24 protein-coding genes are annotated in these 19,683 nt (G+C 58.1%); 18 read left to right on the top strand and 6 right to left on the bottom strand.

Translation table 11 applies throughout. The annotated features are described in order from the left end of the window. Nucleotides 1-160: 160 nt before the first annotated feature. From B145_RS0120800 to B145_RS28290, 3 genes are all read right to left on the bottom strand, one after another. Nucleotides 161-352, bottom strand: a complete 192-nt coding sequence (locus B145_RS0120800; RefSeq protein ID WP_018609897.1) for a hypothetical protein — start codon at nucleotides 350-352, stop codon at nucleotides 161-163. Between the two features lie 308 nt (nucleotides 353-660). After that, nucleotides 661-852, bottom strand: coding sequence for a hypothetical protein (locus B145_RS0120795; protein WP_018609895.1), 192 nt, complete (start codon nucleotides 850-852; stop codon nucleotides 661-663). Nucleotides 853-1,242: 390 nt separating this feature from the next. Then, complete coding sequence (locus B145_RS28290) at nucleotides 1,243-1,761, bottom strand: hypothetical protein (RefSeq protein ID WP_083917837.1); 519 nt, start codon at nucleotides 1,759-1,761, stop codon at nucleotides 1,243-1,245. Nucleotides 1,762-2,055: 294 nt separating this feature from the next. Here B145_RS28290 and B145_RS0120785 point away from each other — a divergent pair, with 294 nt between their 5' ends. Genes B145_RS0120785 through B145_RS0120740 form a run of 10 tightly spaced genes read left to right on the top strand, consistent with a single transcriptional unit; the run spans nucleotide 2,056 to nucleotide 9,853 of the window. After that, on the top strand, nucleotides 2,056-3,042 hold the full coding sequence (locus B145_RS0120785; RefSeq protein WP_245541894.1) for a dialkylrecorsinol condensing enzyme: 987 nt from the start codon (nucleotides 2,056-2,058) through the stop codon (nucleotides 3,040-3,042). Further along, nucleotides 3,032-4,165 carry a beta-ketoacyl-ACP synthase III gene (locus B145_RS0120780; protein WP_018609890.1) on the top strand — a complete coding sequence of 378 codons (1,134 nt, stop codon included), beginning with the start codon at nucleotides 3,032-3,034 and terminating at the stop codon, nucleotides 4,163-4,165. The genes B145_RS0120785 and B145_RS0120780 overlap by 11 nt, the downstream gene beginning before the upstream one ends. After that, the gene (locus B145_RS0120775) at nucleotides 4,162-4,566 is read left to right on the top strand and encodes a DarG family dialkylresorcinol biosynthesis protein (protein WP_018609883.1); all 405 of its coding nucleotides are present in this window, start codon (nucleotides 4,162-4,164) and stop codon (nucleotides 4,564-4,566) included. The genes B145_RS0120780 and B145_RS0120775 overlap by 4 nt, the downstream gene beginning before the upstream one ends. Further along, nucleotides 4,563-5,540, top strand: coding sequence for a BtrH-related acyltransferase DarH (gene darH, locus B145_RS0120770; RefSeq protein WP_018609882.1), 978 nt, complete (start codon nucleotides 4,563-4,565; stop codon nucleotides 5,538-5,540). The genes B145_RS0120775 and darH overlap by 4 nt, the downstream gene beginning before the upstream one ends. Before the next feature lie 5 nt (nucleotides 5,541-5,545). Continuing rightward, nucleotides 5,546-6,469: an ABC transporter ATP-binding protein gene (locus B145_RS0120765; protein WP_018609881.1), complete on the top strand. Its 924-nt coding sequence runs from the start codon at nucleotides 5,546-5,548 to the stop codon at nucleotides 6,467-6,469. Beyond that, nucleotides 6,469-7,626 (top strand): ABC transporter permease, encoded by a 1,158-nt coding sequence (locus B145_RS0120760; protein ID WP_018609880.1) that lies wholly within the window; start codon nucleotides 6,469-6,471, stop codon nucleotides 7,624-7,626. The genes B145_RS0120765 and B145_RS0120760 overlap by 1 nt, the downstream gene beginning before the upstream one ends. Continuing rightward, nucleotides 7,623-7,883, top strand: coding sequence for a phosphopantetheine-binding protein (locus B145_RS0120755; protein ID WP_018609879.1), 261 nt, complete (start codon nucleotides 7,623-7,625; stop codon nucleotides 7,881-7,883). Before B145_RS0120760 ends, B145_RS0120755 begins: the two co-directional genes overlap by 4 nt. Then, nucleotides 7,880-8,932, top strand: coding sequence for a beta-ketoacyl synthase N-terminal-like domain-containing protein (locus tag B145_RS0120750; protein ID WP_018609878.1), 1,053 nt, complete (start codon nucleotides 7,880-7,882; stop codon nucleotides 8,930-8,932). Before B145_RS0120755 ends, B145_RS0120750 begins: the two co-directional genes overlap by 4 nt. Continuing rightward, nucleotides 8,929-9,504, top strand: a complete 576-nt coding sequence (locus tag B145_RS26495) for a hypothetical protein (RefSeq protein WP_018609877.1) — start codon at nucleotides 8,929-8,931, stop codon at nucleotides 9,502-9,504. Before B145_RS0120750 ends, B145_RS26495 begins: the two co-directional genes overlap by 4 nt. A 55-nt stretch (nucleotides 9,505-9,559) precedes the next feature. After that, nucleotides 9,560-9,853 (top strand): hypothetical protein, encoded by a 294-nt coding sequence (locus B145_RS0120740; protein WP_018609876.1) that lies wholly within the window; start codon nucleotides 9,560-9,562, stop codon nucleotides 9,851-9,853. Nucleotides 9,854-9,915: 62 nt separating this feature from the next. Here the strand turns inward: B145_RS0120740 and B145_RS0120735 are convergent, their stop codons facing one another. Further along, the gene (locus B145_RS0120735) at nucleotides 9,916-10,353 is read right to left on the bottom strand and encodes a hypothetical protein (RefSeq protein ID WP_157288556.1); all 438 of its coding nucleotides are present in this window, start codon (nucleotides 10,351-10,353) and stop codon (nucleotides 9,916-9,918) included. A 389-nt stretch (nucleotides 10,354-10,742) separates the two neighbouring features. Here B145_RS0120735 and B145_RS0120730 point away from each other — a divergent pair, with 389 nt between their 5' ends. Both B145_RS0120730 and B145_RS0120725 read left to right on the top strand, forming a co-directional pair. Next, complete coding sequence (locus B145_RS0120730) at nucleotides 10,743-11,261, top strand: hypothetical protein (protein WP_018609874.1); 519 nt, start codon at nucleotides 10,743-10,745, stop codon at nucleotides 11,259-11,261. Between the two features lie 74 nt (nucleotides 11,262-11,335). Next, nucleotides 11,336-11,836: a hypothetical protein gene (locus B145_RS0120725; protein ID WP_018609873.1), complete on the top strand. Its 501-nt coding sequence runs from the start codon at nucleotides 11,336-11,338 to the stop codon at nucleotides 11,834-11,836. Between the two features lie 67 nt (nucleotides 11,837-11,903). On the opposite strand, the gene B145_RS0120720 is transcribed toward B145_RS0120725, so the two are convergent. After that, the gene (locus B145_RS0120720) at nucleotides 11,904-12,581 is read right to left on the bottom strand and encodes an NUDIX hydrolase (protein ID WP_018609872.1); all 678 of its coding nucleotides are present in this window, start codon (nucleotides 12,579-12,581) and stop codon (nucleotides 11,904-11,906) included. Between the two features lie 194 nt (nucleotides 12,582-12,775). Here B145_RS0120720 and B145_RS0120715 point away from each other — a divergent pair, with 194 nt between their 5' ends. From B145_RS0120715 to B145_RS0120690, 6 genes are read left to right on the top strand one after another with little or no spacing between them, the layout of a single operon-like run. After that, on the top strand, nucleotides 12,776-13,645 hold the full coding sequence (locus B145_RS0120715; RefSeq protein ID WP_018609871.1) for a cysteine hydrolase family protein: 870 nt from the start codon (nucleotides 12,776-12,778) through the stop codon (nucleotides 13,643-13,645). Nucleotides 13,646-13,663: 18 nt separating this feature from the next. Further along, entirely contained in the window at nucleotides 13,664-14,878 is a 1,215-nt protein-coding gene (gene pncB / locus B145_RS0120710) for a nicotinate phosphoribosyltransferase (protein ID WP_018609870.1), read from the top strand. A 12-nt stretch (nucleotides 14,879-14,890) separates the two neighbouring features. Then, entirely contained in the window at nucleotides 14,891-15,376 is a 486-nt protein-coding gene (locus tag B145_RS0120705) for a riboflavin biosynthesis intermediates N-glycosidase (RefSeq protein ID WP_018609869.1), read from the top strand. Nucleotides 15,377-15,406: 30 nt separating this feature from the next. Continuing rightward, entirely contained in the window at nucleotides 15,407-17,095 is a 1,689-nt protein-coding gene (locus tag B145_RS0120700; RefSeq protein WP_018609868.1) for an NAD+ synthase, read from the top strand. A gap of 14 nt (nucleotides 17,096-17,109) precedes the next feature. Further along, on the top strand, nucleotides 17,110-18,135 hold the full coding sequence (locus tag B145_RS0120695) for a bifunctional nicotinamide-nucleotide adenylyltransferase/Nudix hydroxylase (protein ID WP_018609867.1): 1,026 nt from the start codon (nucleotides 17,110-17,112) through the stop codon (nucleotides 18,133-18,135). 18 nt (nucleotides 18,136-18,153) lie between these two features. Further along, nucleotides 18,154-19,068 (top strand): ADP-ribosylglycohydrolase family protein, encoded by a 915-nt coding sequence (locus B145_RS0120690; protein WP_018609866.1) that lies wholly within the window; start codon nucleotides 18,154-18,156, stop codon nucleotides 19,066-19,068. A gap of 81 nt (nucleotides 19,069-19,149) precedes the next feature. Here B145_RS0120690 and B145_RS0120685 read toward each other — a convergent pair whose 3' ends face one another. Next, a complete protein-coding gene (locus tag B145_RS0120685; protein ID WP_018609865.1) occupies nucleotides 19,150-19,656 on the bottom strand; it encodes a hypothetical protein in 507 nt (168 codons plus the stop codon). Nucleotides 19,657-19,683: the final 27 nt, after the last annotated feature.

Below are 19,683 nucleotides of genomic sequence, written 5' to 3'. Positions count from 1 at the left end.
ACACGGAGTCCACACTGCGTTTGTATCAGCCTTGAAAAGCCGAATCAAGCTCCAGGTCATACAAGCTGCTAATCATCAGCACACACCAATTATCTTGATGACAGAAAAGGCTTGCCAAATTCGGCAGGCCTTTTATCTATGCCATAGTATTAACATACACTCAGAAACGATGCATCAGTGCCAGACGCAAACCTTCTTCGGTATGCGCAGCGGCTTCATTACGCGCACCATGACCAAATTGTGTGCTGTGACGCGTCACTTCAGCAAGATAGCCTTCCCGTTCAGCGTCATCCGCTCCCATCGCCGCAACATGGGTGGGGTGAAAATCAAACATGCCAAATGTCGGAACCATGATTGAACTCTCTTTCTATATCTGTTTGGGGAAGGGATGTCTTGATCCCATGACTCAATCATAGAGGTTGTCAGACAACATTTCCAATTGGAGTGTTTGATTCGGGAATCAATTATTTGAAATAAGAAACCGTTTATACGCCGATAAGCAACACTCAAAATTGCGGCGGGCCACAAATAGGTCATTTACATATTTTTGTGTTTTCTATTTTCTGCACGGTAAAGTAGTTCATCATAGCTACAGCATTCCGATGCAGAAAAGCAAAAACCCGCCAAAAGGCGGGTTTTTGCTGAGGGAAGCGCTTGTGCTTAGAAGCGATTCAGCAACATAGCCATGCGCAGGCAGGCATCAGCGTGGGCTTGGCCTTCAGCTTCATGGGCACCGAATTGGGTGCTGTTGCGGCGGACTTCTCCGAGGTATTCTTGACGCTCCCGATCATCGGCTTCAGCACGGGCCAGACGCACGGGAAGGAAATCAAACATGCCAAAAGTTGGAACCATTTTGCGCTCTCTTTCTTTATCTTGGTAAGGGGGTGGGTCTTTTATTAACCCTTAACCGAATACTAAATGGCCCAAGTAAGAAAATCCAATTCGAGTGTTTGATCCACAAATAAAATAACTCAAGCTATAGATTTTACTGAACCGCCCATAAACCCCGAACCGAAGCAGGGCACTTTGCGATCTGTGAATTGGCTTGGGCTCCAACACCCGCATAGCGGAGCGGCCTGGGCTATGACAAAGTCAATTTCTCTTTGCAAGAGGGGATACAAAAGCGGGGACGCAAGCCAGAGGCAGGGGCGAAACCCCAGAATGAAATTGAGCGGCCTTGCGAGCCGCTCAATACAGAACAAGGCGCCAGGGAAGGAGGCGCCTGTGGCGGATCAGGTATGTTTAACGTCCATGATCATCGCGGCGGTCATTACCATGACCACGCCCGCCTCTGTCATCACGACGATCCTGATCACCGCCCCGGCGGTCATCGCGCCGTTCGTCCCGACGCATATCACGTCGATCATCCCGACGCTCTTCCCTGTGCTCAAATTGCCGGTCGTCACGCATCACGGGGCCATCTCGATGCCCTTCGTGACGTGGCACGTACTCGCGCTGATACCAATCATCGCGCACAAAGAATACCCGTTCACCACAGGCATGGTAAGCGTGGCAGTGCTTACCCCAGTTCTTGGCGTGCCCTGGCGGTACCCGCAGATAGATGGGTGGGCGATCGTCCGGCACCCGTTCAATCATGACGGGACGGGTATAAATTACCTGCGGGGCAGGGACGTCGCCGATATCAATACGCCCGTAGAAGCCAGGCTGCCCAACAGAAATGGATACTCCAACGTCAGCAGCCTGTGTCGGCATCACAACCAGTGCCGCAAGCAGAGCTAAAAGGATTTGAGCCGGTTTCATATAAAAATCTCCATCAATCAGCGAAGGCTTCACTTCTTGAAGGGTAGTCCCCCATCAGTTGGCGCGCCCAAGATTTGTCGCTGGGCATCCTAGCACCACGCTAACGACCTCTGGATGACCGGCTGGCGGATCGCCGCTGGCTTACGGGGCTGACCGACTGATCCGCAGGCACGAGAAGCCTCTTCAAATTTGCGGCAAAAGGCACGTTCATCGGGCAAATTCCTTATGAGAAACCATGTATCCTGCTAGAATGTGCCGTTTACCTTTTCTTACAACTTGTCTAGGAATGACTCCGTGACCCACCCTGTTCCCGAGGCCATGTCACCCGGCCCCCTGAAACGCGTGTTGGTCGTTTCCTATTCCCAGACCGGGCAGCTCGCCGCTATCGTTGAGCGCATCCTGGCTCCTCTGCGCGCCGATGCTCGTATCGCGGTGCATGTAGAAACACTGCGCCCGGAGCCAGCATTCCCCTTTCCCTGGTCGTTCTTCAGGTTCTTTGATGCCTTCCCGGAATCGGCACATCTAGTCCCTCCCGCCCTGGCACCACTGACACTTACCGGCGAGGAAGACTTCGATCTGGTGATCCTGCCCTACCAGGTCTGGTTTCTGGCTCCCTGCCAGCCCATCACCGCCTTCCTCAAGCACCCGGTCGCGGCATGTCTGATCAAAGGCAAACCGGTGATCACCGTGATTGGCTGCCGTAACATGTGGATGTTGGCACACGAAAAGATGCGTGGTCTGCTCACCGCGCTGCAAGCACGTTTGCTGGACAATGTGGTGCTGACAGACCAGACCCCTACCTTGGCGAGTCTGGTCACCACGCCACTATGGCTCTTTACCGGCAAGCGCCAAGCCCTTGCATGCCTGCCCGTTGCGGGCATCTCCGAACTTGAGATCAAGCGCTGCATCCGTTTCGGGCGCGCGCTGCTTGACGCTTTGCTGGCGGGGCGTGAGTGCAACGACCAACCCTTGCTCCCTGGTCTGCAGGCCGTGGTGGCCAACCCCCGCCTGCTGGTGAGCGAAAAAGCAGGCACACGCAGTTTTTACCTGTGGGGCAAGCTCCTGCGTTGGGCAGGCCCCCCAGGCGCCACACTTCGCCAGCCCTTGCTGGTGCTCTACGTACTGTTTCTGATTGCCATCATCCTGAGCGTGGTCCCAATCAGCCTTGTCGTGCAGACCCTGCTGCGCCCCTTTCTGGCCAAGCGTCTCGACAAGCTCAAGCAGCAATTTGAACAGCCCTCCGGCTCGGGCATAGATCGTTTGTCGCAATATGACTTCTGAGGTTTACATTACCCGCACGGCAGCCTTTCTGCCGTTTGCCCCGGTTTATAACGATGAGATTGAAACAGTGCTCGGCATGGTGGGTAATCGCCCTTCGCGCGCACGCCGCCTAATCCTCAAGAGCAACGGTATCCAGAGCCGGCACTACGCTATTGACCGGGCCTCCGGCAAAAATGCCATGAGCAATGCGCAGATGACGGCCGAAGCCATCCGCGAACTTGGCGATGTGGGCCCCATCGATTGTCTGGCCACTGGCACTTCTGTGCCAGACCAGTTGATGCCCAACCATGCCGTGATGGTGCATGGCGAATTGAAATGGCCACGCCTTGAAGCCGTCGCTTTTGCAGGCATCTGTCTGGCAGGCACGGCGGCACTCAAGCATGCTTGGTTGTCGGTGCGCAGTGGTGAGGCACAACGGGCAGTGGCTACCGGTTCGGAATTGGCCTCGCCGGCCCTGCGCGGGCACTTTTTCCAGGCAGAAACGGCTCACCAGATCGACGTGCTGCAAACCCAGCCCCAGATCGCCTTCGAAAAGGACTTTCTGCGCTGGATGCTCTCCGATGGTGCGGGCGCCATGCTTTTGGAATCTATCCCGCGTGGCCCGCTCTCGCTGCGCATCGAGTGGATCGAGCTTTCATCCGCCGCACACGAACTGCCCGCCTGCATGTATATGGGCGCAGACAAAGACGAAGGGCACGCACTGCACAGCTGGCGGCACACGCCGCAAACGGAGTGGGGCACACGCTCGTTCTTTGCCGTCAAGCAAGACGTCAAGCTCCTCAATGACAACATCGTGCGTGCCACCTTGCGCGACCCGTTACAGGCACTGATGGACAAACGCAAGCTCAATGCAGAAAACATTGACTGGTTTCTTCCGCACATTTCCTCAATGTATTTTGCTGAGCCGGTTGAACAGGCATTGAAGGAAATCGGCTTGCCCATCCCGCGTGAGCGCTGGTTCACCAACCTCACCACGCGTGGCAACACCGGTTCGGCCTCACCTTATATTATGCTAGATGAATTATTTCGCTCCGGACACGTCCATCGCGGGCAACGCCTGCTGATGTTTGTGCCGGAAAGCGGGCGATTCTCCTGTGGCTTTGTCATGCTGGAGGCAGTATGAAACTTGACGAAGTCCCCCAGGACAACAACCGGACCCTTGGCGGCTATCGCAAGGCCATGTATGCGCGGGACGAGTCCGGGCGCATGGTCATGACCCCATCCAACGGCTGGGAGGTGGAGGAAATCGTCACCACGCAGGCCATCGACACCTTGCAGGCACAGGCTGACGCAGCCCGCCAACGCATACAGGCAGGGCAAAGCGCACCGCTGGAATACTGGATCTATGCTCGACGCATGGATATAGAGATGCTTGCGCAAGTCACCGGCCTATGGCGCTGGCGTATCCGCCGCCATCTGCGCCCCGCCGTATTTGCCCGCCTTTCCCCTGCACTCCTGGCACGCTATGCCGATGCGCTGGGACTTACCCCTGACCAGATCAGCCGACTGCCGGAGCAGCCATGAGCTATCAACACCAGCACGCGGCCCATTGCGAGAGTGGCACCGCCGCCAACCTGCTGCGCCACCACGGCGCCACAATCACCGAGCCGATGGCCTTTGGGATTGCCGCAGGGCTATCGTTTGCCTACCTGCCTTTCGTGCGCATCAACGGCCTGCCCCTGATCGCCTATCGGATGCTCCCAAAAGCCATCCTCAAGGGTGCCGCAAAGCCATTTGGCACCCAATTCCGCTTCGAGAAATTCCGCTCTGTGGAAGACGGACAGCGTCGTCTAGATGAACTGCTGGCAAGCGGCCAGATCGTAGGCTTGCAGACATCAGTATTCTGGCTGCCCTACTTTCCCGAGAGCATGCGTTTCCACTTCAATGCGCATAACCTCGTTGTGTATGGCAAAGAGGGGGACGACTACCTCATTGGCGACCCTGTGGCCGAAGAACCACAACGCTGTGCCACAGCAGACCTGAACCGCGCCCGCTTTGCCAAAGGTGCGCTGGCCCCGCAAGGCTTGCTGTACTACCCCATTACCCCTGCATATGACAACGTAAAGCCCGAGGCCATCCGCCCGGCTATCCGCACAACAGCGCGCAACATGCTGGCCCCGGTCCCGATCATCGGCGTGCGCGGCATCCGCATGCTGGCACGGCGCATTGCCAAGCTTGATCCAAAAGACGCCATGAGCAGCCCGTTCATTGGTCATGTTGTACGCATGCAGGAGGAAATCGGCACAGGCGGGGCTGGTTTCCGCTTTATCTACGCAGCATTTTTGCAGGAAGCGCGTGATATTACCGGCATTGCCGCGCTGGGCGAATGCTCCGAACGCCTGATGGAAATTGGTGACGCCTGGCGTGATGTGGCACTGGCGGCCGCCCGCATGGTCAAGGGACGTGACGCGCTCGACCCACCCGCCATCGCTGCGCTACTCATGCAGCAGGCCGCCAGCGAAGAAGCTTTCTTCCGGGCATTGGGCAAGACTGTCTAGGCACCATGCTGAACATCCAGGATGTTTCCTTCCGTTATCCGGGTGCAGCGCAAACCACGCTCAATGCCGTATCGCTGGGGCTTGAACGTGGCCGTGTGCTGGGCCTGCTGGGCCCAAATGGCGCAGGCAAGACCACGCTGATCTCTCACCTAGTGGGTCTATTACCCATCCAGCATGGAGAAATCCATATCAATACCCTGCCGCTAGCACAATCCCGCCGCGAATGCCCTATGCGGATCGCCCTAGCCCCACAGGAATACGCTTTCTACCCGATGCTGACGGTGGCCGAGAACCTCTCCTTCTTCGCCTCGGCATGCCAGTTTCATGGGTCACGCAAAGTGGTCCGCATCACCGCCTGCATGGCGCTGGGGCAACTCGAACGCTTTGCCAGCACGCGTGCCAACCAGCTTTCCGGTGGGCTCAAACGTCGTCTGAATCTGGCAATTGCCATGCTCGCGGAGCCGGAACTGTTGCTGCTTGATGAGCCTACCGTGGGGGTCGACCCCCAGTCACGCGCCTTTCTGCTTGATGCCGTCAAAGCACTGGCACAGGCGGGCACCACGGTGATCTACACCACGCATTACATTGAGGAGATTGAAGCGATTGCCGATGACGTGGCGATCCTCGATCACGGCACCATCCTGCGCCACGCGCCTCTGGCAAGTTTGCTGGCCGAAGGGGGCGCACTATTGACGCTACGCGTTGCTGCCCCCCTGGATGCCGTAAAGACAATGCTCCAAAGTTTTGGCAGCGTGCAGCAAGGCGGGGATGGCGAGATTGAGCTTCAGCTCAATCCTGAAGCAAGCCCTGCAGCAGTTTTGCAGGCCATTGCAGCACACGGCATCGAACTCCAGATGGCCCGCTACGGCAGCCATGATCTGGAGCGCCTGTTCATGCATCTGACCCATCGCCAGTTGAGGGACGACTGATGCTTTTCGCCCTGATCCGCAAGGAACTCCTCGCCCTGCTACGCGACCCGCATGGCATGGCGGCCCTGTTCCTGATGCCGATGGCCTTCATCGTCATCATGTCTCTGGCGCTGCAAGACTATTACAGCCCAAAGAATCGCCAGCTTGAGTACGCCGTACAGGATCAGGACCAAGGCCCCCAGGCCAAGGCCCTGCTTGCCCAATGGCAACATCTGCACAACGCAGCCACTGCTTCGCCCGCCGATTGGCGTGAGGCCCTTCGCGCAGGCAGGCTGCGTTACGTGCTTGTCATCGACAAGGGTTTTTCCGAGGCGATGAGCACACCGAATGCGCCCCGCAGCATCAAGGTGCATCTGTATGCAGAGCCGGGTCTGGAACATGCCCTGTTCCGCAGCACCGAAGCGGAACTGGCCGCAGCCGTGGGCATGCAACGATCCAATGCCTTGCAGGAACGCTTTATGGGGATCAGCAGCCCGCCGGGGCAAGACATCCCCGCCATGGTTTCGGCAGAACGTATCGGCGCAGGCACCCACCCCACCTCCGTGCAGCAGAATGTACCTGCGTGGCTGGTGTTCGGCATGTTCTTTGTGGTCACTGCGATTTCCACTTTGTTTGTGCAGGAGCAGCGCGATGGCACGCTTGCCCGGCTCCATGCAATTGGCGTTCCTGCGGGCAAGCAGATTCTGGGCAAAGCCCTGCCCTACCTGTTGGTCAATGCAATACAAGCAGTCTTGATGTTGTCTGTTGGCGTCTGGCTGATGCCTCACCTGGGCGGCGAAGCGCTTTCACTGGCGGGCATTCACTGGCCTGCGCTCATCCTCGTGCTGACCAGTACCAGCCTTGCGGCGATTGGCTTTGCCCTGATGCTGGCCTGCCTGGTGCGCACCCATGCCCAAGCCTCCACCCTGGGGCCAATGTGCAATATCCTGATGGCGGCTATTGGCGGAGTGATGGTGCCCAGCTTCGTAATGCCTGCGATCATGCAGACCGCTGCCCACTTCTCCCCCATGAACTGGGCGCTGGAGGGCTTGTTGCAGGTTCTCCTGCGCGGGGGGGATCTGGCTGCCGTGCTGCCTTATGCCACTCGACTGGCAGGCTTTGCCCTGCTCATGGGTATGACTGCCGTTTTGTTGTTCCACCGCCGTGTCAAATCATGACAAACATTTCTCTACCCGACCTCCAGCACCTGATTCTGGAAGCCTGCGACAAGGAAGAACCCGAAGGCGGCCTCAGCCCTGATGAGGCTCTGTTCGGGCCTGAATCCCGCCTCGAACTGGATTCCCTGGATGCTTTGCAGATTTCGGTCGCCATCCAGAAGCGCACGGGCATCCGCATTGCAGACAGCAAGGAAACGCGCCGGGCCATGGCCTCGCTGCAAACCCTGGCTGATTATCTGGCCGCACAGCGCACATGAATGAAGTCTTTCTGGCGGGATGCGGCTTGGCCTGCGCCTTGGGAAAGGATATTCCGTCGGCATTGCGCATGCTGCAGGCAGGCGGCGTGGCGCCGCAATCATTATCGGTAGGCCCAGCATTGGCGTGGCCCTACTTTGCCATTCCCGATCCCCAGCCAGATTGGTACGCGCGGGCACGCCACTTATGCCAGCAGGTTGTAATGGAAAGTAGTGCCAACAATCGCAACATTCCACTCTTCATCGCGTCTTGCTCACTCAATATCGGCGCATTTGAAGATGGCACAGCCCCCGAAGAAGACTGCCTGCAATTTTCTGAGATGCTCACAGAATGGCTGGCTTGGCAAGGGCCGGTGTATTGGATATCCACGGCCTGCACGTCTTCCTCCAACGCCATCTTGGCTGCCCTATCCTGCCTGCGTAACGGACATGCCCAGGAAGCACTGGTGCTGGGGGTGGAACTTATCAACCGCTATACCTGTGCGGGCTTTGGCGCCATGCAGTTATTGGACACCCGCCGCCCCCGCCCCTTGGCGGCGGACCGCGCTGGTTTGGTGTTGGGTGAAGCCGTTGCGGCCTTGCGGCTCAGTTGCGAAACCAGCCCCTGGCGTATCTGCGGTGGTGCCAATGTTGTAGATGGCTGTGATCCTGCCGGGGCCCGTGCAGAGGCCGTTTCGCAGATGTGCCAGCGCGCACTGGCTGATGGCGGTGCCAATGCCGATGACATCGACCTGATCAAACTCCAGGCAGCGGGAAGCCCCGGTAATGACCCGATAGAACTGGAAGGCTTGCGCGAGATTTTCCCGCAACTGCCCTCTCTCATCAGCTTCAAGGCGGAAATCGGCCACACCTTGGGCGCCTCGGGCGCTGCGGAGTTGGCCTTGCTCACCGCCTGCATTGACCAACGAATCTGGCCAGCAGCTCGTTACGCAACCGATCCGGCATTCAATGCGGGATTTGCGCCCCGACTCCCAGCCGTGCGTTACCTGATGAGCAACATCCTTGGTTTTGGCGGGGGCCATGCCACGGTGATATTGGAGCACCGTTCATGAATGGCTGGCAGATCATTGGGCGCAGCGCCCTGAACCCACCGCCTGACAACTGGCGCCAAGCGCTTGCCATCCGCCTGGGCCACAAACCCCGGCGTATCGGTACATGGGCGGAACTGGTGCTGTATGGTGCCCTGTGTTGCCTGGAGAATGCGGGGGAGTTCACCTCCTCCGCCTCCACCCTGCCTGCCAACGCATTGATCAGCCTCGCCAGCCCACGGGGCCCCATGCAGGCGCTGTGTGACTCACTGGTCGAAGCCCAGGATGGGCAACCGCTCCCCTTGGGATTTCTGCAAGGGCAAGCCAATCAGGCACTTGCTCACCTGTGCAAAGCACTGAACTGGCAAGGAGATGCGCGCTACCTCACCACCCGCCATCCGCTGGACGCCTTGCGACTGGCCTGTCAGTCACGCCCCAAAGGAGGGGTACTGCTGGGCTGGGTGTCGGAGGACGAGCCCGCCAGCAGCCAGTGGCTTCGCCTTGTTCCGGCCACAGCCCAGCGCTTCGCCCCGCTGCCCGCCACCCTGGCTGAACTGATGGATACGAGCCTGAATAGTTTCACACTGGAGGGATAACACGCGGCCAGACTCTTTATAATGGAGAAAACCCACTTTCTCGGGGAACGTTGCCATGAAAAGAGCACTCATCCTGATCGCCCTGCTCTTGTCTGCCTGTACCTCGGTTGGCAAGCGTCTGGATGACCATACCGTCCGCAATTTCAAGCCCGGTGTCACCACCTTGCAGGACGCCAAATCCACCTTGGGGGCCCCAGCTGAAGTCATCTATGGCGTGGATGGCACAATCTACGTGAGTTGGACCTACTTCCAAGCCAATCTGATCTTGCGCGACAACAGCCAACGCGTGAGCATTGCATTCGACCCGCAGGAAAAGATGATTCGTGTCATCAGTCGGGAAGAGTTCTAGTACACAACGCGCCGCATGTCATCGCAATAATCATTATCCATTTTCAGGCAAAGCGCTGGCGCTCATAAGTCCACGATATCAACATAACCACAGCACGGCAGTTCGCTTTGAAGCCATGCGACAAGTTCGCTAATCAGGCCGGCGATGCCCTGCTGTGTCTGGGCAAAATTGTTCCCCGCTGCGCCATAGTGGCTGCCCATGACAAATCCCATCCCTGTCAGCGCTTCGGGCGCCTGCGCGGCCATCAGGGCCATACGAAAGTCTGACACGCGTTCAATGATCTGTCGCCAGACCTCGGTAGGAATCCGGTATTCACGCTTGCGGATCGAGTTGGAGTAGTCAGGCCAACATTGGCTGATAAAAGGGTCAAAAAAGCCGAACGCATTGCGTTCAACAAACACGGCCCTGGTACGCGCCTGACGACCACCAGCATCCTCTGGAACCAGCGCGGTCAGCTGCCCGCTCGTCACCTGCCCCGCCTTCATGAGAGAAAAATTCATTGATCGCATCCCCTGCGTTTCCCATTCAAAAACCAGCTCACAACCGGGCTTGAAGTCTTGCCCATTGGTCTATAGTACAGAGAAGCATGCAGAGGATTTCCTGCAGCAAAGCGAGTATTCATCGATTAGGCCTTCAAAAGCATGATTTGTAAGGAACTAATTTCATGTGAGCGGAAACAGAGGATATACCATACAGATATCCAACCAAGGTCACTTTGTCAATAATAGTATCAGACTCTTTTGCCCTTCCCCGCGCCCAGGGTCATGCCCCTTCGGCCAGATTGTCCTATATAGCGCAAACATGCGCCAATTGTTACAAGCTGGGGAGTTTCTCCTAGCAAGGTTTTCAAAAGGTGTACCCGATCCCTTATTACTAGCAGAGTTATAAGATGCCCCTACTCAATGACCTGACTTCCAAGAACGCCCAGAGAACCTGGATTGCCTCCAACGCCGTTCGCCACCTGCGCGACAAGGGCGAGCTTGCAGCACTGGCCCAGGAGCTTGACCACATCCGAGAGTGCATTGATCACATCGAATTCAACGATGGCTTCCGTGGCTATTTCATGGACATAGAATTCGCCTTGCATAAGCTGGAACACGTCAGGCGATCCCACGAATGCATCTGCTCCCTGTATTTGACCGATGATCTGTTCAACCCGGTAGAAGAAGCACGCCAAGGGAATATCGATATTCTGAAAACGGTGTTGCTTGATGGCAAGTGGGTAGACCACTACGAGTGCCGCTGCGTGCTCTGCGGTGCGCAATATAGCGTGGAGGAGAACGAGTACGATCACCGCTGGTGGGCATGGCGCCTGCTGCGCAACGCGGACACCAATTCCTGCGTGCACACCCCCTGCCTGCCCGAATCCTACGGCGATAGCGCTTCACTCAGAGTGGGCATTCGCTAGAAATCCCTCAGGCGTTTCTGCAAGGCGCGTTGTGTGGAGTACAGAACGCGCCCTGCCCCCGGCCACCAGGGGCCATGCATCATCTGCATTTCGTGGTTCGCAGCCAAACCGTTATGATGGCGCAGGAAGCGCTTGATTGGCCGTCTCACACCATGAATATGATGCACACCTCCCGTAGTACCGCAATCATCCTTGCCCAGGCCGTGGGCATGCTTTTTCTGAGTAGTTGCGCCGACATGGCGCCCCAGGCGGACGCCCGCACCACTGCGCCCGCCGTGGCGCCTCAGAGCGAAGTCTCCGCCTCAACCTCTGCGGCCCGCATCAAATCGGTGGCAGATGCCCAGTTGCGCAAGGATGTGATGCGCACGATCAGCGCCTACGAAGCAGCCGCCACAGGCAAGCGCTCGTCCCCGCCACCCCGTCTGATCGCGGCGGATTACGTGGGTAAAGATGGCGCAACCTATATCGAGCGCTGGCAGATTGAAAGTAGCGGCAAGATGATTGCCTATCGCGTGGAACTCACCCCTGCGCCCAAAGGCGGGGCAAATTACAAAGTCATACGCCTGTCGAAATAAGTACGCGGCGCACACCTTGCAATACAACCCAGAAGCATATCCTTGCAGCAGACCGTGCGCACAACGCCTATGAACCGGGATTCAAGCCCCGCCCGGTTTGCGACAGGGTATGCCGGTATTGCGCCTTGAGCCGGTAATACTGCGCAGGACGATTGGCCTTGCCGGTTTCCACCGCCCCCAGCACAGGCTCAAGGATCCCCAGCTCTTCCATCTTGCGGCGGAAGCTCACCTTGTTGATCGGCTCCTTGAGGATCGCTTCATACACCGTCTGCAACTGCGGCAACGTAAATTGCTCACTGCACAGATAGACTGGCAAGGACGAATAGCTGCTCTTGGAACGCACCCGCTCCAGTGCAGCCCGCACAATGTTCAGGTGATCGAAGGGCAGATTCTTGAGTTGATCGACAGCCACCAGACGCAGGTCACTGCGCTCCACGCGTTCGATCACGGCAGACGGCACCAGGGCGTAGTAGCTGATCGAGACCGACCAACCACGCGGATCACGTGCCCGACCCGAGAAGGTGGCCAACTGTTCAAGATAGGGGCTGACGATACCGGCCTTTTCCTCCAGCACGCGGCCGGCGGCCTGCTCGGCATCCTCATCGGCCTCTACGTGCACATAACCGCCCGGCAGCGCCCAGGCGCCCTGAAAGGGGGCTTTATCGCGCAAGAGCAAGGCCACATACAGATTGCCTTCGCGCAAGGTCAGCAGCACCACATCGACCGTGCAGATCACCGATTCCATCTTTACCCACTCCACCAATCAAGCGGGGGCCAATGCACCCCGATCAGGTGTTAGTTTAGCGCCTGTCTTTCAAGTTGGTGTTGGATGTGGCACAAGAAAAGCCATTTGTCTTTGTTAGTTGCAAAACTATTTTAAGTAGTTTAGAGTAATCTCATGCACTCGATAACATGAGTGCGCTTACAGGAGATGCCATCATGCCCAAGCAAGCCTTTCACCTGCTGATCATCGACCCCCAGAACGATTTCTGCGATCTGCCCGCCGCCTACTGCCCGCCCGACCCCCTCAGCGGCACCCGCATGGCACCTGCACTGCCAGTGGCTGGCGCCCACGCCGACATGCAACGCCTAGCCCGGTTGATTTCCGCTAGCGCCGCCGGTCTGAGCGAAATCACCGTCACCCTGGATTCGCACCAGCACCTGGATATTGCCCACCCCACTTTCTGGCAAGATGCACAGGGCGAGCCTATCGCCCCCTTCACCCAGATCAGCGCCGCAGCCGTGCGCGCCGGGCAATTCCGCCCCCGGCTGGCAGCCGCCCTGCCCCGTGTGCAGGCCTACCTGGATACACTGGAAGCCGCCGGGCGCTACACCCACATGGTGTGGCCGGTGCATTGCGAAATCGGCACCTGGGGCCACAACATCCACCACGACCTGCGTGCCGCCTGCAACCTTTGGGAAGAACAGCAGCTCAACATCGTCGGCAAGCTCGTCAAAGGCACCAACCCCTGGACGGAACACTACAGCGCGGTGATGGCCGAGGTGCCCGATCCCGCAGACGCCTCCACCGCACTCAATATGGATTTCATCACCCAGTTACGTCGCGCTGATCGGATTTTCATCGCCGGAGAAGCCGCTAGTCACTGTGTTAAGGCAACCGTCGAGCATATCGTTGAGAATATCGGCGCTGAGCATTTAGGTAAGCTGGTGCTGATTGAAGACTGCATGAGTGCTGTGACAGGATTTGAAGCGCAGCAGAGCGCCTTTTTCGCCGCCATGCGCAGCAAGGGACTCGGGTTTGCCCGTGCAAAAGACCTGGCCGCCACGTTGCAAGCCAATATGAATTGAGAGCAGAGACACAAGATCATGAGAGACGCGCAACATCAACCCGTCGTAAGAAGCCTGCTGGAAAACGACCTCTACAAATTCACCATGTGGCAATCGCTGCTGCACAGCCACCCAGGTGCGCAGGCCGAATACAGTTTCGTATGCCGCAACGCCACGGCCTTCCCACTGGCCGAACTCAAGGAAGAAGTGGAAGCCGAGCTGGACCACCTGTGCACGCTCAACTTCACACAGGATGAGCTGGATTACCTCTCCAGCCTGCGCTTCATCAAGAGCGATTTTGTGGATTTCCTCACCGTGTTCCGCTTCCAGCGCCGCTTCATCCAGGTTTCCACCCACAACGGGCAACTGGTGATCCACGCGACCGGCCCGCTCGTGCACGTGATGGGCTTTGAGATTTTCGTGCTCTACATCGTCAATGAACTCTACTTCCGCCGCCTGGACCAAACTAGTGTGATGGATGTGGCCCGCCAGCGCCTGGACACCAAGGTGACCCAGCTCTGCGCGGCAGAGACTGAACTGCTGGACGATGGCAAATTCCCCTTCATGCTCTTTGACTTCGGCCTGCGCCGCCGCTATTCAGGGGCATGGCAGGAAGAGGTGGTGCAACGTTTTGCCAAAGCAGCCCCGGCCCTGTTCCGTGGCACCTCCAACGTGTATCTGGCCAAACAGTATGGCCTCACCCCGATTGGCACAATGGCCCATGAATACCTGCAGGCCTATCAGTCCTTCGGCTTCCGCCTGCGGGATTTCCAGAAAGCTGCGCTGGAAGGCTGGGTGCAGGAATACCGGGGCGACCTGGGCACGGCACTCACGGATGTAGTAGGGATGGACGCCTTCCTGAACGACTTCGACCTGTACTTTGCCAAACTCTTCGATGGCTTGCGCCATGATTCCGGCGACCCCACTGAATGGGGCGAAAAGGCCATTGCCCACTACAAGAAGTTGCGCATTGATCCATGTACCAAGCGGCTGGTGTTCTCCGATGGCCTGAATGTACCCCGTGCGATTGAGTTGTACCGCCACTTCCGGGGCCGCATCCAGACGAGTTTTGGCATTGGCACCGATCTGACCAACGACACCCCGCACAAGGCGCTGAACATCGTGATGAAGATCACCGCCTGCAATGGCCAACCAGTCGCCAAGCTCTCCGACTCCCCGGGCAAGACCCTGTGTGATGATGAAACCTTCCTCGCCTATCTGCGGCAGGTTTTCCATCACCCGCGTGTAGGCTGAAAAGAGAACACCATGCTCAAAACCAAAACACTCACCCTGTTCTGGCGCAACCATGAGGTTTTCTCCAACTGGTATCCCAGTGAATTCGTGGTCGAAGGCCAAGGCTTCAACTGCGGCGAACAGTGGATGATGTATAGCAAGGCCAAACTATTTGGCGACCACGAAGTCGCCGCCAAAATCCTGGCCGAAGCCATCCCACGACGCCAGAAAGAGCTGGGCCGCAAGGTCCACGGCTTTGACGAAGCCATCTGGGATGCGCAATGCGAAGATCTGGTCTATACCGGCTTGCGGGAAAAATTCCGCCAGAATCCCGAGTTGCTGGAGGTCCTGCGTGCCACGGGCGACACCCTGATCGCCGAAGCCAGCCCCACCGACCGCATCTGGGGCATCGGCCTTGAAGAGGAAGACCCACGCGCGCACGACCCTTCCAAATGGCGGGGCCAGAACCGCCTGGGCAAGGTGCTCATGCGTGTCCGCCAGACGTTGTTGGCGGCCTGACCCCACACCCATTATTAGAGAACACAATCCATGCTGCGTATCACCCTCGCCCAGATCAACCCGACCATTGGCGACATTGCCGGCAATATCGCCCTGATGCGTGCGGCGGCGGCCAAAGCCCATGCCGACAAGGCACAACTGGTCGTTTTCCCTGAACTCTCACTCACTGGCTACTACCCCGGCGACCTGCTGGACGAACCCGGCTTCCTGGCGCGCATCGAGCAAGGCATTGCCGATCTGCTTGAAGCCAGCCGTTCCACCCCGGGGCTACATTGGGTCATCGGCGCACCCCTACATCGCACCGGCCCGGGCAAGTCACTCTGGAACAGCCTCTTGGTGCTATGCAACGGCAACGAATGCCTACGCTATGCCAAACAGCTGCTCCCCACCTACAACATCTTTGACGAGCGCCGCCACTTCGAACCGGGGCCGGATGTTGCCCGTGTGCTGCGTATTGGCGACACACGCGTCGGCTTCCTCGTCTGTGAAGATGGCTGGAACGACGAGCGCCATGACTATGACATCAACCCCTTTGAACGCCTCGCAGACGCGGCACCCGACCTGATCGTGTCGATCAACGCCAGCCCCTCGAACCTGGGCAAACGCGAACAGCGCCACGCCTTGTTCAGTGCAGCGTCCCAACACCACAATCTGCCACTACTCTATGTGAATCAGGTGGGTGGGCATGACCAGATTGTTTATGACGGCGCATCGTTTGCCGTCACCCCGGCAGGGGGAGTCGTGTTTGAGGCACCCGCGTTTGTCGAATGCACCCACAACCTGGACTTCGCCCAAGGCGTGTTCACATCCCCCGCCGAGGCAGGCGCAGAAGAACTCCCTCCCATGGAATTCTATCGTCGCCAGATCGTGCTCGGGCTACGCGACTATGCCCGGCGCTGCGGATTCACCAAGGCGGTGATCGGCTCATCGGGTGGCATCGACAGCGCACTGACCATGGCGCTGGCCGTTGAAGCACTGGGCGCAGACAATGTCATCGGCATCACCATGCCCTCACGCTTTTCCAGCACAGGTAGCGTCAGTGATTCGGTCAGCCTATGCCAGAACCTCGGCATTCGCCTGCTGGAGCACCCGATCCGCGACATCGTCAGCCAATACGGCAGTGGCTTTGACGCTGCTTTCGCCGCACCCCTGCAAGGGCTGGCGCTGGAGAACCTGCAGGCACGGATTCGCGGCACCATCCTCATGGAATATTCCAACAGCTTCGGCCACCTGCTGCTGACCACCGGCAACAAGAGCGAAATCTCTGTTGGCTATTGCACCCTGTATGGTGACACCAATGGCGGCCTCGGGCTGATCGGTGACCTCTACAAAACGGAAGTCTTCGATCTGTGCCGCCATATCAACCACAGTGCCGGGCGTGAGATCATTCCCGTAGCGATCATCGACAAGGAACCCTCCGCCGAACTGGCCCCGGATCAGCGCGATACCGACAGCCTGCCACCCTACCCGGTGCTGGACGTGATCCTCAAGCAGCTCATCGAGGGCAAGCGTCTGGAGGGGGCTGAACGCACCCAGGTGCAGACGGCCTTCACGGAACTGGTCGGTACAGCCGAAGGCGCTGCGCTCGTCGCCCGCATCAAGAAGATGATTGCCCGCAACGAATACAAGCGCCGCCAGGCGCCCCCCATCCTGCGCCTGCGCTCACGCGCATTTGGCAGCGGCCGGCAGATGCCGATAGCCGCACGTTATGAATTTTGATTAGAACGGACTGTATGATGACCACCACTCATGACATTGCAGTACTCATCGGCCGCTTCCAGCCTTTCCACAACGGCCACGCCGCACTGCTCAAAACCGCACTGGCCACAGCCCCCAAGGTGTTCGTGCTGCTCGGCTCAGCCTTCTCGGCCCGCAACGCCAAAAACCCTTTCACCTGGGAAGAACGCGCCGCGATGATCGCCTGCTCGCTCACAGAAAGCGAGCGCGCACGCGTCGAATTCCTGCCCATGCGCGACTATTACAATGACCAGCGCTGGGCCGCCACTGCAACCTCCACCGTTTTGGCAAAATGCGGCGCAGGCAAGCGCGTGGCCCTGATCGGCCACCTCAAGGATGCCTCCAGCCAATATCTGAACCGCTTCCCAGACTGGGAATTTGTCGCCGCCCCCCAGTATGGCGAAATCGACGCCTCTGCGCTGCGCCGCATCTGGTTTGAAGGCGAAGACGCCAACGTCACCCGTTCGCTCCTCGCCCCACTGATGCCGATTGCGTCCCTGCGCTACATCGAAGGCTGGGCACAGTTGCCGCACTTTGCCCGCCTGCGCGAGGAGCATCTGGCTATTGAGAAGAACAAGAAGGTCTGGGGCACCGGCCCCTTCATCACCGTGGATGCCATTGTCAAAGCATCTGACCAGATCCTGCTGATCCGGCGTGGTCGCGCCCCCGGCAAGGGGCTGCTCGCCGTTCCTGGTGGCTTTCTGGATGGCCGCGAACGTGTGCTGCAAGGCGCCATCCGTGAGCTGCGGGAAGAAACCGGTTTCGCCCTGCGCGACGAAACACTGGAAGAAGCCCTCGCAGGTGTGGCCGTTTTCGACCACCCGGACCGCAGCCAGCGTGGCCGCACCATCACCCACGCCCACTTCTTCGACCTGAAGAACGCCCGCCCGCCACAGGTGGAAGGCGCCGACGACGCGGCCGAAGCCCACTGGACGCCGATATCCAAGCTATGCGAAATGGAAGGCGAGTTTTTTGAAGATCACTTCAACATACTCGACCACTTCCTGAAGCTGACGGATTGATTCCAGGAGCGTGCATCTGTGACGACCTTACAGGAGCGTTTTCGTGGGTGTCTGCTCGGGCTGGCCTGCGGTGATGCCGTAGGCACCACGGTCGAATTCGAGCCCAAGGGATCATTTGCGCCAGTCACCGACATGGTGGGGGGCGGCTGCTTTGCCTTGCCCCCTGGCTATTGGACGGATGACACCTCCATGGCCCTGTGTCTGGCAGAAAGCCTGATTAAATGCAAGGGGTTTGATGCCAAAGATCAAATGACCCGCTACTGCAACTGGCAGCAGTGGGGATACATGAGTTCCACTGGAAGCTGTTTTGACATTGGCATGACCGTTGCCACAGCACTGGAACAGTTTCGCACTACGCAAAATCCGTATGCGGGCTCAACTGACCCGAGAAGTGCTGGCAACGGATCATTGATGCGCCTAGCGCCCGTGCCGCTATTCTATTTTCCGGACGTAGAGGCCATGCAGGCGCAGGCCAGGGAGAGTTCTCGCACGACCCACGCAGCACCAGAAGCTCTCGAATGCTGTGAGCTGTTCGCGGCAATGCTGTATCAGGCACTCAAAGGAGCCACAAAACAGGATGTTTTGCTCGCACATGCTTACTCAGCGACCGAAGCTCAGGTTCAAGCACTTGCCCGAGGCGATTACCTGCAAAAGACAGAGGATGCGATCTTTGGCACGGGATACGTCATCAGTTCCCTTGAGGCCGCCTTATGGTGCTTCCACCACACAGACAACTTTGCTGACGCAATTTTGAAAGCGGCCAATCTTGGAGACGATGCCGACACCACGGCAGCAATCACCGGGCAGATTGCAGGTGCATATTATGGCGCCGACGCGATTCCACAGCGCTGGTTACAGCGCCTATGCATGAGGGAAGACATCGAACACATGGCAGATCAACTGTTTGAGTTGTCCTGCCACGCAACATGCTAACAAAAAAATGGGCAAGGCCATCGCACTCAAGGTCTTGCCCACTTTTTGTAGTACAACGCCAGAATCATTTTGTTACGGCTTCTAATCGTCCTCACGCTCCCGATACACCCAGAGCCACCCCTTTTCGGCAAAGCCCAGCTCATCGTCATCCACATACCGGGCGATATCCTGCCAGCGTTTGAAGGATGCAAACTCATTGTCGGGCGTTCCGATATTGCGCTGCTCGTCTGGTGCATCAACCAGTGCACGCACAATCTGGCCCTTGCGGACAACAATCAGTTCCCCACTGGGAATGGCGTCGTTGTACCCGGCGACGATCAGTTCTTCCTCACCGGCCAGACGTGACCAGTCTTCCGCTGCGATCGCGCCAAGCCCGCCGGAGAGGTCCTGGAACAAGGTCCAACCTTCGATTTCTGCTACAAAAACAGCGTCTCCGAGCCATGCGCCATCTGCGTCGCAGGCCTTGTCAATCGCGCCCTCAAAGCTGCAGCGCTTGAGCGGGCCAGCAGGGGGCAAATCGAGCCAAACAGCAAAGCGCTGCAAGGCGATGTCTTTGGGCAGGTGGATACGGCAGTAACTGAGGTTCATGGGTGGATATTCCTTATGGATACTCTG

This window comes from Uliginosibacterium gangwonense DSM 18521 (genome assembly GCF_000373965.1).
GTDB classification, from domain to species: Bacteria; Pseudomonadota; Gammaproteobacteria; order Burkholderiales; family Rhodocyclaceae; genus Uliginosibacterium; species Uliginosibacterium gangwonense.
Note: the sequence above shows the minus strand (reverse complement) of the source record. Positions and strands in the feature narration are given on the sequence as shown.

Coding starts and splice junctions, on each gene's coding strand:
- B145_RS0120735 (WP_157288556.1), bottom strand. CDS start 10,353: ATGAATTTTTCTCTCATGAAGGCGGGGCAGGTGACGAGCGGGCAGCTG.
- B145_RS26495 (WP_018609877.1), top strand. CDS start 8,929: ATGAATGGCTGGCAGATCATTGGGCGCAGCGCCCTGAACCCACCGCCT.
- B145_RS0120760 (WP_018609880.1), top strand. CDS start 6,469: ATGCTTTTCGCCCTGATCCGCAAGGAACTCCTCGCCCTGCTACGCGAC.
- B145_RS0120715 (WP_018609871.1), top strand. CDS start 12,776: ATGCCCAAGCAAGCCTTTCACCTGCTGATCATCGACCCCCAGAACGAT.
- B145_RS0120705 (WP_018609869.1), top strand. CDS start 14,891: ATGCTCAAAACCAAAACACTCACCCTGTTCTGGCGCAACCATGAGGTT.
- B145_RS0120795 (WP_018609895.1), bottom strand. CDS start 852: ATGGTTCCAACTTTTGGCATGTTTGATTTCCTTCCCGTGCGTCTGGCC.
- B145_RS0120700 (WP_018609868.1), top strand. CDS start 15,407: ATGCTGCGTATCACCCTCGCCCAGATCAACCCGACCATTGGCGACATT.
- darH (WP_018609882.1), top strand. CDS start 4,563: ATGAGCTATCAACACCAGCACGCGGCCCATTGCGAGAGTGGCACCGCC.
- B145_RS0120780 (WP_018609890.1), top strand. CDS start 3,032: ATGACTTCTGAGGTTTACATTACCCGCACGGCAGCCTTTCTGCCGTTT.
- B145_RS0120740 (WP_018609876.1), top strand. CDS start 9,560: ATGAAAAGAGCACTCATCCTGATCGCCCTGCTCTTGTCTGCCTGTACC.
- B145_RS0120775 (WP_018609883.1), top strand. CDS start 4,162: ATGAAACTTGACGAAGTCCCCCAGGACAACAACCGGACCCTTGGCGGC.
- B145_RS0120800 (WP_018609897.1), bottom strand. CDS start 352: ATGGTTCCGACATTTGGCATGTTTGATTTTCACCCCACCCATGTTGCG.
- B145_RS28290 (WP_083917837.1), bottom strand. CDS start 1,761: ATGAAACCGGCTCAAATCCTTTTAGCTCTGCTTGCGGCACTGGTTGTG.
- B145_RS0120765 (WP_018609881.1), top strand. CDS start 5,546: ATGCTGAACATCCAGGATGTTTCCTTCCGTTATCCGGGTGCAGCGCAA.
- B145_RS0120755 (WP_018609879.1), top strand. CDS start 7,623: ATGACAAACATTTCTCTACCCGACCTCCAGCACCTGATTCTGGAAGCC.
- B145_RS0120720 (WP_018609872.1), bottom strand. CDS start 12,581: ATGGAATCGGTGATCTGCACGGTCGATGTGGTGCTGCTGACCTTGCGC.
- pncB (WP_018609870.1), top strand. CDS start 13,664: ATGAGAGACGCGCAACATCAACCCGTCGTAAGAAGCCTGCTGGAAAAC.
- B145_RS0120730 (WP_018609874.1), top strand. CDS start 10,743: ATGCCCCTACTCAATGACCTGACTTCCAAGAACGCCCAGAGAACCTGG.
- B145_RS0120750 (WP_018609878.1), top strand. CDS start 7,880: ATGAATGAAGTCTTTCTGGCGGGATGCGGCTTGGCCTGCGCCTTGGGA.
- B145_RS0120725 (WP_018609873.1), top strand. CDS start 11,336: ATGCATCATCTGCATTTCGTGGTTCGCAGCCAAACCGTTATGATGGCG.
- B145_RS0120695 (WP_018609867.1), top strand. CDS start 17,110: ATGATGACCACCACTCATGACATTGCAGTACTCATCGGCCGCTTCCAG.
- B145_RS0120685 (WP_018609865.1), bottom strand. CDS start 19,656: ATGAACCTCAGTTACTGCCGTATCCACCTGCCCAAAGACATCGCCTTG.